Consider the following 13,029-nt stretch of genomic DNA (forward strand, 5'->3'; position numbering starts at 1 on the left):
GGTACTGTAATGCTGTATTGGTTGACTGCCCTGTCGGACGGAGGGGACTTTTGGAACCTCTTCCGCTATATCACGTTCCGCGCGGGTGGGGCCTTTTTGACGGCGCTGATCTTTGGGTTTCTATTTGGCAAACCTCTGATCAACGTGCTGCGACGCAAGCAGGGCAAAGGCCAGCCGATCCGCGATGATGGGCCTGAGGGCCATTTTTCCAAGGCTGGAACGCCCACCATGGGAGGCTTGCTTATCGTGGGGGCGCTGGTGACGTCGACGTTGCTCTGGGCGCGCTGGGACAATCCTTACGTCTGGATGGTTTTGTTCGTGACGCTGGCTTACGCGGCCATCGGGTTTGCCGATGACTATGCGAAAGTGTCCAAGCAAAACACCAAGGGCGTATCAGGTAAAATGCGCCTGGCGCTGGGGATCATCATTGCCGTTTTAGCTGCCTTCTGGGCGTCTTTGCATCATCCGGAGGCTTTGCAGAACCAACTCGCGGTACCGATCTTCAAGGATACATTGGTCAATCTTGGGATCCTCTACATCCCGTTTGCCATCATCGTGATTGTGGGTTCCGCAAATGCCGTGAACCTGACCGATGGGCTTGATGGTTTGGCGATCATGCCCGCGATGATTGCCGCGACGACTCTGGGGATCATCGCCTATGCGGTGGGTCGGGTCGACTTTACCGAATATCTGGACGTGCATTATGTACCGGGGACGGGCGAGATTTTGATCTTTACATCTGCCCTGTTTGGCGGTGGCCTCGGGTTCTTGTGGTACAATGCACCGCCTGCGGCCGTGTTCATGGGTGATACCGGATCACTGGCTTTGGGCGGGGCGCTGGGCGCGATAGCCGTGGCGACCAAGCACGAGCTTGTGCTGGCCATCGTCGGTGGCCTGTTCGTGGTGGAGGCGCTGAGTGTGATCATTCAGGTTCTGTATTTCAAGCGCACCGGCAAGCGGGTGTTCCTGATGGCGCCAATCCATCATCACTATGAGAAAAAAGGCTGGGCCGAACCGACCATCGTGATCCGGTTCTGGATCATTTCGCTGATCCTCGCAATGATCGGTCTGGCGACGCTGAAAGTTCGATAGCCCTCCCGCCAGGTTCAGAGGGCCTGCGGCCCCTTTGCCACCTGTTGGGCATGGCTCGCGCTGGCGCGCGAGCCTGAAAGCGCCCTTGCCATCGGGATTTTCTTTGGTGCAGTGTGGCGCGCATTCAAGTTGAAAGAAGGGGGGCGGCATGATCCCGGTCAAAGGTTTCTCAGGGCAGAAGGTCGCCGTTTTGGGGCTTGGTCGGTCGGGCTTAGCGACCGCGCGTGCGTTGCTTGCGGGTGGGGTCGAGGCGATCTGTTGGGACGACAATCCGGCCGCGCGTGAGACCGCTGAAGGGGAGGGGTTTCAATGCCTCGACCTGCGCCGCCACGGGGCATTTGATGAGATCGCCACGCTTATCGTCTCACCCGGTATTCCGCATCTCTACCCTCAACCAAACCCGGTTGTTGCCGCCGCGTTGGAGGCCGGCGTGCCGGTGGACAACGATATCGGCCTGTTCTTTCGATCCTTCGCGGGGCCGGAGTGGAACAACTACGACACGCCTCCACGCGTGATCGCGGTGACCGGGTCGAACGGCAAATCAACCACGGCGGCCTTGATCCATCACATCCTGTCCGAGGCGGGACGTGAGGCGCAGTTGGCGGGCAATATCGGGCGTGGCGTGTTGGATATAGACCCCGGCGGCGATGGATCGGTCGTTGTGCTGGAGCTGTCGAGCTATCAGACCGAGCTGGCCCGCGCCTTGACGCCAGATGTAGCGGTGTTCACCAACCTGTCGCCGGACCATCTGGATCGCCACGGCGGAATGGGTGGCTATTTCGCAGCCAAAAGACGCCTTTTTGCCGAGGGCGGGCCGGACCGTGCCGTGATTGGTATTGATGAGTCCGAAGGCGCATTCCTGGCCGGACAATTGGCCGAGGGTCCGGCGGATGATCGGGTGATCCGGATCTCGGTTGAGCGCAAACTGACCGGTCCGGGATGGCAGGTTTTTGCCCGCAAAGGCTTCCTTTCGGAGTATCGCAAAGGGCGGCAGACCGGATCGATTGATCTGCGCGGCATCAAGGGGCTGCCGGGAACACATAATCATCAGAACGCGTGCGCTGCCTATGCGGCATGCCGGTCTCTGGGTCTTGCGCCGCGCGTGATCGAGGATGCCTTGCACAGCTATCCGGGGCTGCCACATCGCAGTCAGATCATCGCCGAGACGGGCGGGGTGACTTTCGTCAACGACTCCAAGGCAACGAATGTGGACAGTGCTATGAAAGCCCTCAGTGCGTTCAAGAAGATCCGCTGGATTTGCGGCGGGTTGGAGAAAGAAGGCGGCATCGACGCCCTGAACGGTGTCTCGGATCAGGTGATCAAGGCCTACGTGATTGGGCGCGAGGCGGCGGGTTTCGCCATGCAGCTAAAGGTCGAGGCGCAGGTTTGCACCACGATGGCGGCCGCCGTTGAACAGGCCGTTGCCGATAGTGAAGCAGGAGAAACCGTTTTGTTGGCCCCTGCAGCCGCCAGTTTTGATCAATATGACAATTTTGAGCAACGCGGGGATGACTTTGCGGCGCAGGTTCAAAAGCACCTTAACGCCTAGCCTGTTTGCAATTCCTTGCCGATTGGGCGACAGTTTGCGGGTATCGGCTTGAAGCCGTTTAAGAATTTGCTTTTCTGCTCGGAAATTAGACAAGAGGTCATGGATATGCCTAACCCGAAATCCCTTCTGATCGTCCCGGCTCTGCTGCTGGCCGGTGCTTGCACGAATACCGGTGCAAACTACGTGCCCGTCATTGATGGCCCGGTTGGGCCGAACTACCAGTCGGACCTGCTGCAATGTCAGCAACTTGCGGCGTCGCAGGCGGCGGTTGATGGGTCGACCGCTGGGAATGCGGCGATCGGTGCGGCGGGTGCCGCGGCGACCACGGCCATCATTCAGGACAGCAGCGACAATCTGGGTCGCGCAGCGGCGGCGGGTGCGCTGATCGGGGCTGGTGCTGATGTGATTGCCAAGAACCAGAACAAGGAAGTCATCGTGCGCAACTGCATGCGCGGACGCGGCTATAACGTCGTCGGCTAGGGCCGCGCAATCAATCGTGTCGGCTGAGGCCGCGCGATCAATCGTGTCGGCTAACGCGCGGATATGGCCTTTCCGGCGGCATGGCCCGAGGACCACGCCCATTGGAAATTATAGCCGCCAAGCCAACCGGTGACATCTACCGCTTCACCAATCGCATAGAGGCCGGGGACATCCCTGGCCTCCATCGTTTTTGACGATAGGTCATCTGTGTCGATCCCGCCCAGAGTGACCTCGGCGGTGCGATACCCTTCGGTCCCCGTGGGGGTCAGTTGCCATTCTGACAGTGCCGAGGTCAGATCGTTCAGCGCTGCATCCGATTGATCGGCCAGATTGCCTTTCATCGGGATATGCTGGGCGAGGTGATCCACCAACCGCGATGGCAAGTGCCGGGCGAGTTCGGTGGTCAGAGCCTTGCGCCCTCCGGCTTGTCGCTGATCGCGCAGAAGATCGAACAAGGGCAGGTCCGGTATCAGATTGACGCAGATCGCTTCGCCCTCACGCCAATATGACGAGAGTTGCAGTACTGACGGCCCGCTGAGGCCGCGATGGGTGAACAGCAGGGCTTCGTCAAAACTGGTGCGATCGTTGGACAGGCGCGCGGGCAGAGAAACACCGGACAGATCCTTGAACCTCCCGTCCGAGAAGGTGAATGGGACCAACGCAGCGCGGGTATCTGTGACGCGTAGGCTGAATTGCCGCGCGATGTCATAGGCCAGACCGGTCGCGCCCATTTTGGGGATCGACTTGCCGCCTGTTGCCAACACAAGGTTGCGGCAGGTCAGGCTGTGCCGCGCACCTTCGCGGTCCACCTCAAGCGCGAAGCCGGCATCAGACTTGCGCAATGCTTTGACCTCGGTCCGTAGCCATAAGTCAGCCCCTGCGCGGGTCATCTCATCCAGCAGCATCTGAACGATCTGCTTCGAGGAATCGTCACAAAACAACTGCCCCAGCGTTTTCTCATGCCATGCGATGCCGTGACGCCCGACCAGATCGATGAAATCCCATTGCGTATAGCGCGCCAGAGCAGATTTGCAGAAATGCGGGTTTTGCGACAGGAAATTGGCAGGCCCCGCATACATATTGGTAAAGTTGCAGCGCCCACCCCCAGAGATGCGGATCTTTTCACCCGGCGCTTTTGCGTGGTCGACCACCAGAACCCGCCCGCCGCAATGCGTCGCGCACATCATGCCAGCTGCACCGGCCCCAAGGATAATCGTGTCGAAGGTCATGCGCTGCGCATGGCGCGGATTGACGCTGATGGCAAGGGCCAGTGAGGCTTTTGCTCAATGGTTCGATGCGGATCCAAGGGCGTGAGTTTTCCATGCGACAGGCATTGATTGCGATATCGCGCGCCTGAACAGCAACAGAATAATGTATTTTGAACCGGTGTGAGGCCTACCACCTGTTACCTTGGCCTAAGTGACGGTAGAAAAGTGCCAAGTTCCGAGTTGTTTCCCGTTTTGCGGAGTGTAATCACTATGCCGACCAATGTTTTCGGTGCGTTCCGAACCGATACCGATCTGTCTGCGAATGACGTTACCTTCGATCCAACAGGCGTTGTCTTCGAGATTTCGGCCTACAGCCAGATCACTATCGAGGATGGGGCCGACGCTACAATCATCGATGGGGATGACCAGAACAACGAATTTCCAAACGATCCAACGCAGACCTTCGATGGCAATGCGATCTTCTGGGACTTTACCATCGAAGTCACCGACGGCACCAATACATACCAGATCGGTATCTTCGACTACGACATCGACGGCAATGGAAACTCGAACGTTATCAACGCGGAATCCGGGTTCTTCATTGGGTTTCTTGATGGCTCTGTTCCTCCGCTGAACACACCTCTGACCGTCAACGGTGTTATCGACAACGGCCCCGATATCGATGTCGATACGGTGGTACCTTGTTTCGTTTCGGGCACCTTGATCGATACACCTGATGGTCCGCGATTGATTGACGATCTGAACCCGGGTGATTTGGTTCTCACTCAGGATCACGGCGCTCAACCGATCCGTTGGATTGGCAGGCAAGATCTCGACAAAATCGATCTGACGTTGAAACCCAAGCTAAGGCCGATCCATATCGCGCAGGGCGCTTTGGGGCAGGGGGTGCCTGCGCGTGATCTTTGCGTCTCACCACAACATCGCATGCTGGTTAGGTCAGCCATTGCTGAGCGCATGTTCGCCAAAGATGAAGTCTTCGTTCCAGCTTGCAAACTGCTCGATTTGCCCGGTGTTTCAGTGCAGACAAGCGGCGAAACATTCACCTATATCCATCTTCTTCTAGACCACCATGAGGTCATCTTTGCTGAGGGCGCGCCAACGGAAAGCCTGTTCACCGGTCCCGAAGCGCTTAGGGCGATCGGAAAGGATGGGGTCGAAGAATTACGGCAAATTTTCCCGCAATTGTTTTTAGACACCCACAAGCCTGAACCCGCGCGACTGGTCCCGAGGAGGGGGAGGCAAATGCGCAATCTCGTTCAGCGTCACGTGAAAAACGGCAAGCCAGTGGTTCAAAGAAAAGCTCAGGCCAACAGGGGGGGATGACATTTCGCTAAGGCGCCGTTTTTCGTTTGCACGGTTCATTTTCCTAGCCCAAACGCCAATTTCCCTGTAGACTCTCAAACAGATCCCGAAAACGGGACGCGAGTGAGGCAGTAAGTGGCGGTATCTCATGACTGAGATGGTGTATGGCGCGGTCCAGGACCAGCGCGGGGAACCGATTCTACCAAAGTGGTGGCGGACGATTGATCGCTGGACGATGTCCTGCGTTCTGATTCTGTTTGTCATCGGGTTGTTGCTGGGGCTGGCCTCATCGCCACCTCTGGCCGGGCGTAACGGGTTTGATCCGTTCCACTATGTCGAACGACAGGCGCTCTTCGGCGGATTGGCGCTGATCGCGATGCTGCTGACCTCGATGATGTCGCCGACACTGGTGCGTCGTCTGGCGGTGTTGGGCTTTTTGGGGGCCTTCGTGGCGCTGGCGTTCCTGCCGGTCTTCGGGACGGATTTTGGTAAAGGCGCTGTGCGCTGGTACTCTCTGGGGTTCGCCTCATTGCAACCGTCCGAGTTTCTCAAGCCCGGATTTGTGGTCGTTGCGGCGTGGCTGCTGGCGGCTTCGCAAGAGATCAATGGCCCTCCGGGGCGGTTGTGGTCCTTTGCGCTGTGTATGGCGATTGTCGGCATGCTGGTCATGCAGCCTGATTTCGGGCAAGCCTGCCTGATCCTGTTTGGCTGGGGCGTGATGTATTTCGTGGCCGGTGCGCCGATGCTTCTGCTGGTTGGTATGGCCGGAGTGGTCGTTCTGGGCGGGATGTTCGCCTACTCCAACTCGGACCACTTTGCCCGCCGCATTGACGGCTTTCTGAACCAAGAGGTCGATCCGACGACCCAGCTGGGCTACGCCACTAACGCTATCCGCGAGGGCGGCTTGTTCGGTGTCGGCGTGGGGGAGGGGCAGGTCAAATGGTCTCTGCCTGATGCGCATACGGATTTCATCATCGCCGTGGCGGCCGAGGAATACGGGCTGATCCTTGTGCTGATCATCATCGCGCTCTATTCGATCATCGTTGTGCGCTCGCTGATGCGCCTGATGCGTGAGCGGGATTTGTTCATCCGTCTGGCTGGCACCGGGCTGGCCTGCATGTTTGGCGTACAAGCGATGATCAATATGGGTGTGGCCGTGCGCCTGTTGCCTGCAAAGGGCATGACGCTGCCCTTTGTCAGCTATGGCGGTTCATCCCTGATTGCGGGCGGTATCGCGGTCGGCATGTTGCTGGCCTTCACACGCTCGCGCCCACAGGGTGAGCTTGGCGATATTCTGCGCGGACGAGGCTGATGGGCAAACCTTACCTGTTGATTGCGGCTGGCGGCACTGGGGGCCACATGTTCCCGGCGCAGGCTCTGGCCGAAGCGATGTTGCAAAAAGGCTGGCGCGTGCGCCTGTCGACCGATCCCCGGGGCGCTCGCTATACCGGGGGCTTCCCGCACGCGACCGAGATTGTCGAGGCGTCATCGGCCACTTTCGCACGCGGCGGTCTGGCCGCAAAAGCGCTGGTGGGGCCGAAGATTGTGGGCGGTGTGACCAGCATGGCGATGCAGATGTTGCGCGACCGTCCGGACGTGGTTGTGGGCTTTGGCGGCTATCCGTCGATCCCGGCGCTGGGCGCGGCAACGCTGTTGAAACTGCCGCGTATGATCCATGAACAGAACGGCGTTTTGGGGCGTGTGAACCAGCTCTTCGCCAAACGCGTGGCCCAAGTGGCCTGCGGTGTTTGGCCGACCGATCTGCCCGAAGGGTCCAGCGGCATTCACACCGGCAATCCGGTCCGCGCCTCGGTGCTGGAGCGCGCGGGTGCGCCCTATATACCACCCGGCGAGTATCCGATGTCGGTACTGGTGATGGGCGGCAGTCAGGGTGCGCGTATCCTCAGCGATGTGGTGCCCGAGGCAATTGCCGCTCTGCCCGAACTTCTGCGCGGTTTCATCCGCGTCTCGCATCAAGCCCGCGATGAGGATGGTGAGAGGGTTAGGGCCTTTTACGCCGATCACGGCATTCGCGCCGATGTGCAACCGTTCTTTGACGACGTTCCGCGCCGGATGTCGGATGCGCAACTGGTGATCAGCCGTTCGGGCGCATCAAGCGTGGCCGATATCTCGGTCATCGGTCGCCCATCGATCCTGATCCCGTTTGCCGCCGCCGCAGGCGATCACCAAACCGCCAACGCCCGAGGGCTGGTGCAGGCAGGCGGGGCGATCATGATCCCCGAAAAGGCGCTTGACGTTCCCTCACTGACCGAGCAAATGACCACGGTTTTGACCAACCCCGAAGCCGCACAGAAAATGGCCCATGCCGCCCTCTCGACCGGAGCCCCCGACGCCACCGAGCGTCTGGTAGCCCTGGTCGAACAACTGGCGCAGAAGGAGACCACATGACCCCCGCAACCAAACTGCCGCAGGACGTAGGACCGATCCATTTCGTTGGGATCGGAGGGATCGGGATGTCGGGGATCGCCGAGGTGTTGCTGAACCTTGGCTACCAAGTGCAGGGATCGGACCTGAAAGCGTCGAAGATCACGGATCGGTTGGCGTCTTTCGGAGCCGAGATTTTTGTCGGGCAGAAGGCCGAAAACCTGCAAAATGCCGCCGTGGTCGTCACCTCAACTGCGATCAAAGCGGGCAACCCGGAACTGGACGAGGCTCGCGCGCAAGGCCTGCCGGTTGTCCGTCGCGCGGACATGCTGGCGGAACTGATGCGCCTGCGCTCGAACATCGCTATCGCCGGGACGCATGGCAAAACCACCACGACCACGATGATGGCCGAACTGATGGTCGCGGGTGATTTCGATCCTACTGTCATCAATGGCGGTATCATCCACGCCTATGGCTCGAACGCGCGCATGGGGCAGGGCGAATGGATGGTGGTCGAGGCTGACGAGTCCGACGGCTCGTTCAACCGCCTGCCAGCAACCATCGCCATTGTCACCAATATCGACCCCGAGCATATGGAGCATTGGGGTGATTTCGACAGGTTGCGCGATGGGTTCTATGAGTTCGTCTCAAACCTGCCCTTCTACGGTCTGGCGGTGTGCTGCACGGATCATGCCGAGGTTCAGGCTTTGGTCGGGCGCATCACCGACCGCCGCGTGCGCACCTATGGCTTCAACGCGCAGGCTGATGTGCGGGCGGTGAACCTGACATACAAGGGCGGTGTTGCTCATTTCGATATCCACCTGCAATACGAAGACAAGGTGATCGAAGGCTGCACCCTGCCGATGCCGGGTGACCACAATGTCTCGAACGCGTTGTCGGCTGTGGCCGTGGCGCGCCATCTGGGCATGAAAACCACTCAAATCCGCGAGGCTTTGGCGAATTTCGGCGGCGTCAACCGCCGCTTCACCAAGGTCGGAGAGGTCGATGGCGTCACAATCATCGACGACTACGGTCATCACCCGGTCGAAATCGCCGCCGTCCTGAAAGCCGCCCGCCAGGCGACCGAGGGCCGCGTTATCGCCGTTCACCAACCGCACCGTTATTCGCGCCTGTCCAACCTGTTCGACGATTTCTGCACCTGCTTCAACGACGCAGATGTGGTCGCCATCGCCGATATCTTTGCCGCCGGAGAGGACCCGATCGAAGGTGCGTCGCGCGATGATCTGGTGCAGGGCCTTATCCGTCACGGCCACCGCCACGCGCGCGCCTTGCTGGACGAGAATGATCTGGAGCGTCTTGTTCGCGAACAGGCCCGTCCCGGCGACATGGTTGTCTGCCTTGGGGCCGGGACGATCAGCGCGTGGGCGAATGGTTTGCCAGAGCGGCTGCAACGAAAACAGGCTGTTTGACTGCCGATTTCAATTGTTGCACAACCTGAAGGTGTGTGACCCCTTATCAAGACCACGCCCCAGGAAGGGACAATGGACTATTCGACCATCTTTGCCGCCCTTTGGGTGATCAGCGCCACGATCGTGGCCTTGCTACCGATGCGGATGCAATTCCCTCCGGGGGTTTTCCTGTTGCTCTGCGCGCCGGTGATGATCATCTGGCTGGGCTATGAACATGGGTGGGTCTGGTCGGTTTTGGCCTTCGGAGGTTTCGTATCTATGTTCCGCAACCCGATCCGTTATTACTGGCGCAAATGGGTGCGCGGGGAGGTGATGGAATGAGCATTTCTCTTGCCCTCGCGGCCCTGTGGGGCATCGTTGCGAATCTGCTTGCGATGATCCCCAGCAAGGACAACCACTGGACCCGCGCCTATACCCTGATCGCGGTCGGCATTCCGTTGCTTGGATATGTCACCTATGAGAATGGCCCCTGGGTCGGGCTGGTTGTACTGGCGATGGGCATGTCGATGCTGCGCTGGCCGGTGATCTATCTGGGGCGGTGGCTGCGTCGGCGTATTTGACCGTTTCACTGCGGATACTGGTTGCCATATCCCTCTGAATCCGCGAGTTAGCAGCTATGACTGTTCTTCCTGTGCCTCGTGGCAAACTGTCCGAAAACCGAAGCCTCAGCGACCTGACATGGTTGCGTGTCGGCGGTCCGGCTGACTATTTGTTCCAACCTGCCGATGTCGAGGACCTGCAGGGCTTTTTGCGCGAACTTCCTGATGATGTCGTGATTTTCCCGATGGGCGTCGGCTCGAACCTCATCGTGCGTGATGGCGGTTTGCGCGCAGTGGTGATCCGGCTGGGCCGGGGCTTCAACGGGATTGAGGTCGAGGGCAACACGGTCACTGCAGGCGCGGCGGCATTGGACGCGCATGTGGCGCGTAAGGCGGCGGATGCCGGTGTGGATCTGACCTTCTTGCGTACAATTCCGGGCTCGGTCGGTGGTGCTGTGCGCATGAACGCAGGGTGTTATGGCAGCTACACAGCGGATGTTCTGAAAAAGGCCACCATCGTGACGCGGCAGGGTGAGGTGATGGACCTTGACCCCGAGGACCTGAACTTTCGCTACCGTCAATCCGATCTGCCTGACGGCGCAGTGCTGATCTCGGCAACCTTCGAATGTCCCATAGGCGACCCCGACGCACTTCATGCCCGAATGGCGGCGCAGCTGCAAAAGCGCGACGAGACCCAGCCCACCAAAGACCGCAGCGCCGGATCGACCTTTCGCAATCCGGCCGGGTTCTCGTCCACCGGGAAGGCGGATGATGTGCATGACCTCAAGGCATGGAAGGTGATCGACGATGCGGGCATGCGCGGGGCCACGAAAGGTGGCGCACAGATGAGCCCCAAACACTCGAATTTCCTGATCAACACGGGCGAGGCGACCGCCGCAGACCTCGAAGGCCTGGGCGAAGAGGTGCGAAAAAAGGTTTACGAAACAAGCGGCATCACGCTAGAGTGGGAAATCATGCGGGTCGGTGATCCGCTGAAAGAATAAAGCCCCAACCGTCAGACCATAACAGGCAATTAACGGCGACGGATCAAAGGCATAAACGCAGTACGGACCACCACATAAGGTCCGGGGACATTGAGGCGCACGTTGGGTATGTCGAGCAGGACAAACCCCAAAGTGGCGGTATTGATGGGCGGCCCCTCGGCGGAACGCGAGGTGTCTCTCAGCTCTGGGCGCGAATGCGCAGCCGCCCTTGTGGGAGAAGGCTTTGAAGTGGTTGAGGTGGACGCAGGTCCCGACCTCTACGCGCGCCTTTTGGATATCAAACCGGATGTGGTTTTCAACGCCCTGCATGGTCGCTGGGGTGAGGATGGCTGCGTGCAGGGCCTGCTGGAGTGGATGCGCATTCCCTACACCCATTCGGGGGTGCTGGCCTCGGCGCTTGCCATGGACAAGCAACGCAGCAAAGAGGCGTTTCGCGTCGCTGGCCTGCCCATTGCCGACAGCGTGATCCTGCCCAAGGACGATGTCATGGCCGATCACGCCATGGCCCCGCCATATGTGGTCAAACCGAACAACGAAGGGTCCAGTGTCGGCATCTATCTGGTGCATGAGGCTGCCAACGGCCCGCCTCAACTGGCCGAGGATATGCCCGTTCAGGTGATGGTCGAGCAATATGTGGCCGGGCGCGAGTTGACCGTGACTGTGATGGGTGGCCGCGCCCTGACCGTGACCGAGATCATGACCGATGGCTGGTACGACTATGACGCCAAATACAAGCCCGGCGGGTCGTGGCATGTCCTGCCTGCCGAGGTGCCGTCTGAGATTTTCGATCTGTGTATGGAATACTCATTGCGCGCCCATGATGTGTTGGGGTGCAAAGGGGTCAGCCGTACCGACTTCCGCTGGGATGACAGCAAGGGCCGGGATGGGTTGTTCCTGCTGGAAACCAATACCCAGCCCGGCATGACGCCGACCTCCCTGGTGCCCGAACAGGCAGAACACTGCGGGATGAGTTTCGGCCAGCTCTGCGCCTGGATGGTGGAGGACGCCTCATGCGACCGCTAAGAGCCTCCCGCGCGCCAGTGATCCATCGCACCAAACCTCTGGCCGGGCCGGATGCCGATTTCGAATCCGCCGATACCGAAGCCCATGATGCGCAGCCAGTCTTGCGGCTGGGCGGTGTAAGGCTGTTCAATCGCACCGCGCGCCGATCTGACCCGGCGCCGTCGCGCCTCAGCTATCGGTTCCAGCGTTGGATGCTGACGCCGGGTATTCGCATGGGCGTCAAACTGGGGTTGCCGATCTGTGCTGTTGCGGCTGCCGTCGGCCTCTACTTTGCCTCGGAAGACCGGCGCGAGGCGCTCAATACCTATATCGCCGACATCCGCACCTCGATTCAGGAACGTCCTGAATTCATGGTCAATCTGATGGCCATTGATGGCGCGGGTTCGGGTCTTTCGGACGACATTCGCGAAGTGGTGCCGTTGGATTTTCCGATCAGCTCATGGGATCTGGATGTCGAACAGATGCGTGACACGATCACCGGTCTGGACCCGGTGAAATCGGCCACCGTGCGCATTCGACCGGGTGGAATTCTTCAGGTAGACGTTGTTGAGCGCCAGCCTGTCATCGTCTGGCGTACCCGAGAATCTATCGAGCTTCTGGATGAGACCGGCGTGCATGTGGACCTGATCGCATCACGCAAGGATCACGGCGATCTGCCTTTGATCGCGGGTAAGGGCGCGGATGAGCATGTCGCCGAAGCGCTTGAGATTTTCCGCACCTCGCGCAGCCTTGGTACCCGCGTTCGGGGCCTCGTGCGCATTGGCGAGCGGCGCTGGGATCTGGTGCTGGATCGCGGCCAGCGCATCATGCTGCCCACGGATCGCCCGGTGCGCGCGCTTGAGCGGGTGCTGGCGGTAAACGAAGTGCAGGACCTGTTGGAACGTGACGTGGCCGTCGTGGATATGCGCCTTGGGCAGCGACCAACAATCAGAATGACCAAAGCCGCCAGCGAAGACTGGTGGAATACAAAAGTGACAGTGGGTAACGGGCAGTAAC

The 13,029-nt window shown here is 59.7% G+C and carries 13 protein-coding genes; 12 read left to right on the forward strand and 1 reads right to left on the reverse strand.

All coding sequences use genetic code 11. The annotated features are described in order from the left end of the window. The first annotated feature begins 9 nt into the window (after nucleotides 1–9). The 3 genes from mraY (at nucleotide 10) to AC2FD8_RS06445 (ending at nucleotide 3,121) form a co-directional block, all read left to right on the forward strand. The gene (mraY, locus tag AC2FD8_RS06435; RefSeq protein WP_496854623.1) at nucleotides 10–1,092 is read left to right on the forward strand and encodes a phospho-N-acetylmuramoyl-pentapeptide-transferase; all 1,083 of its coding nucleotides are present in this window, start codon (nucleotides 10–12) and stop codon (nucleotides 1,090–1,092) included. Between the two features lie 148 nt (nucleotides 1,093–1,240). Further along, entirely contained in the window at nucleotides 1,241–2,641 is a 1,401-nt protein-coding gene (gene murD / locus AC2FD8_RS06440; protein WP_496854625.1) for a UDP-N-acetylmuramoyl-L-alanine--D-glutamate ligase, read from the forward strand. A 99-nt stretch (nucleotides 2,642–2,740) separates the two neighbouring features. Then, on the forward strand, nucleotides 2,741–3,121 hold the full coding sequence (locus tag AC2FD8_RS06445) for a glycine zipper family protein (protein ID WP_170719031.1): 381 nt from the start codon (nucleotides 2,741–2,743) through the stop codon (nucleotides 3,119–3,121). A 50-nt stretch (nucleotides 3,122–3,171) separates the two neighbouring features. On the opposite strand, the gene AC2FD8_RS06450 is transcribed toward AC2FD8_RS06445, so the two are convergent. Then, nucleotides 3,172–4,350 (reverse strand): BaiN/RdsA family NAD(P)/FAD-dependent oxidoreductase, encoded by a 1,179-nt coding sequence (locus AC2FD8_RS06450; RefSeq protein WP_496854627.1) that lies wholly within the window; start codon nucleotides 4,348–4,350, stop codon nucleotides 3,172–3,174. A 249-nt stretch (nucleotides 4,351–4,599) separates the two neighbouring features. Between AC2FD8_RS06450 and AC2FD8_RS06455 the strand changes: the two genes are divergently transcribed. The 9 genes from AC2FD8_RS06455 to AC2FD8_RS06495 all read left to right on the forward strand — a co-directional run bounded on the left by AC2FD8_RS06455 (nucleotide 4,600) and on the right by AC2FD8_RS06495 (nucleotide 13,028). After that, nucleotides 4,600–5,673 (forward strand): Hint domain-containing protein, encoded by a 1,074-nt coding sequence (locus AC2FD8_RS06455; RefSeq protein ID WP_496854629.1) that lies wholly within the window; start codon nucleotides 4,600–4,602, stop codon nucleotides 5,671–5,673. 127 nt (nucleotides 5,674–5,800) lie between these two features. Next, a complete protein-coding gene (ftsW, locus tag AC2FD8_RS06460; RefSeq protein ID WP_496854631.1) occupies nucleotides 5,801–6,964 on the forward strand; it encodes a putative lipid II flippase FtsW in 1,164 nt (387 codons plus the stop codon). Then, nucleotides 6,964–8,061, forward strand: coding sequence for a UDP-N-acetylglucosamine--N-acetylmuramyl-(pentapeptide) pyrophosphoryl-undecaprenol N-acetylglucosamine transferase (locus AC2FD8_RS06465; protein ID WP_496854633.1), 1,098 nt, complete (start codon nucleotides 6,964–6,966; stop codon nucleotides 8,059–8,061). The genes ftsW and AC2FD8_RS06465 overlap by 1 nt, the downstream gene beginning before the upstream one ends. Next, the gene (gene murC / locus AC2FD8_RS06470) at nucleotides 8,058–9,467 is read left to right on the forward strand and encodes a UDP-N-acetylmuramate--L-alanine ligase (RefSeq protein WP_496854635.1); all 1,410 of its coding nucleotides are present in this window, start codon (nucleotides 8,058–8,060) and stop codon (nucleotides 9,465–9,467) included. The genes AC2FD8_RS06465 and murC overlap by 4 nt, the downstream gene beginning before the upstream one ends. 72 nt (nucleotides 9,468–9,539) lie before the next feature. After that, entirely contained in the window at nucleotides 9,540–9,788 is a 249-nt protein-coding gene (locus AC2FD8_RS06475) for a DUF2484 family protein (protein ID WP_496854637.1), read from the forward strand. Continuing rightward, nucleotides 9,785–10,027 (forward strand): DUF2484 family protein, encoded by a 243-nt coding sequence (locus tag AC2FD8_RS06480; RefSeq protein WP_496854639.1) that lies wholly within the window; start codon nucleotides 9,785–9,787, stop codon nucleotides 10,025–10,027. Before AC2FD8_RS06475 ends, AC2FD8_RS06480 begins: the two co-directional genes overlap by 4 nt. A 56-nt stretch (nucleotides 10,028–10,083) precedes the next feature. Next, complete coding sequence (murB, locus tag AC2FD8_RS06485) at nucleotides 10,084–11,010, forward strand: UDP-N-acetylmuramate dehydrogenase (protein WP_496854641.1); 927 nt, start codon at nucleotides 10,084–10,086, stop codon at nucleotides 11,008–11,010. Nucleotides 11,011–11,118: 108 nt separating this feature from the next. Next, a complete protein-coding gene (locus AC2FD8_RS06490) occupies nucleotides 11,119–12,033 on the forward strand; it encodes a D-alanine--D-alanine ligase (RefSeq protein ID WP_496854643.1) in 915 nt (304 codons plus the stop codon). After that, nucleotides 12,021–13,028: a cell division protein FtsQ/DivIB gene (locus AC2FD8_RS06495; protein WP_496854644.1), complete on the forward strand. Its 1,008-nt coding sequence runs from the start codon at nucleotides 12,021–12,023 to the stop codon at nucleotides 13,026–13,028. The genes AC2FD8_RS06490 and AC2FD8_RS06495 overlap by 13 nt, the downstream gene beginning before the upstream one ends. The last annotated feature ends 1 nt before the right edge of the window (nucleotide 13,029 follow it).

The sequence above is a fragment of the Ruegeria sp. YTSC192 genome, from assembly GCF_059609705.1.

What these genes read in the sequence shown, in the direction of transcription:
- mraY (WP_496854623.1), top strand. Translation starts at nt 10, where the DNA reads ATGCTGTATTGGTTGACTGCCCTGTCGGACGGAGGGGACTTTTGGAAC.
- murD (WP_496854625.1), top strand. Translation starts at nt 1,241, where the DNA reads ATGATCCCGGTCAAAGGTTTCTCAGGGCAGAAGGTCGCCGTTTTGGGG.
- AC2FD8_RS06445 (WP_170719031.1), top strand. Translation starts at nt 2,741, where the DNA reads ATGGATATGCCTAACCCGAAATCCCTTCTGATCGTCCCGGCTCTGCTG.
- AC2FD8_RS06450 (WP_496854627.1), bottom strand. Translation starts at nt 4,350, where the DNA reads ATGACCTTCGACACGATTATCCTTGGGGCCGGTGCAGCTGGCATGATG.
- AC2FD8_RS06455 (WP_496854629.1), top strand. Translation starts at nt 4,600, where the DNA reads ATGCCGACCAATGTTTTCGGTGCGTTCCGAACCGATACCGATCTGTCT.
- ftsW (WP_496854631.1), top strand. Translation starts at nt 5,801, where the DNA reads ATGACTGAGATGGTGTATGGCGCGGTCCAGGACCAGCGCGGGGAACCG.
- AC2FD8_RS06465 (WP_496854633.1), top strand. Translation starts at nt 6,964, where the DNA reads ATGGGCAAACCTTACCTGTTGATTGCGGCTGGCGGCACTGGGGGCCAC.
- murC (WP_496854635.1), top strand. Translation starts at nt 8,058, where the DNA reads ATGACCCCCGCAACCAAACTGCCGCAGGACGTAGGACCGATCCATTTC.
- AC2FD8_RS06475 (WP_496854637.1), top strand. Translation starts at nt 9,540, where the DNA reads ATGGACTATTCGACCATCTTTGCCGCCCTTTGGGTGATCAGCGCCACG.
- AC2FD8_RS06480 (WP_496854639.1), top strand. Translation starts at nt 9,785, where the DNA reads ATGAGCATTTCTCTTGCCCTCGCGGCCCTGTGGGGCATCGTTGCGAAT.
- murB (WP_496854641.1), top strand. Translation starts at nt 10,084, where the DNA reads ATGACTGTTCTTCCTGTGCCTCGTGGCAAACTGTCCGAAAACCGAAGC.
- AC2FD8_RS06490 (WP_496854643.1), top strand. Translation starts at nt 11,119, where the DNA reads ATGTCGAGCAGGACAAACCCCAAAGTGGCGGTATTGATGGGCGGCCCC.
- AC2FD8_RS06495 (WP_496854644.1), top strand. Translation starts at nt 12,021, where the DNA reads ATGCGACCGCTAAGAGCCTCCCGCGCGCCAGTGATCCATCGCACCAAA.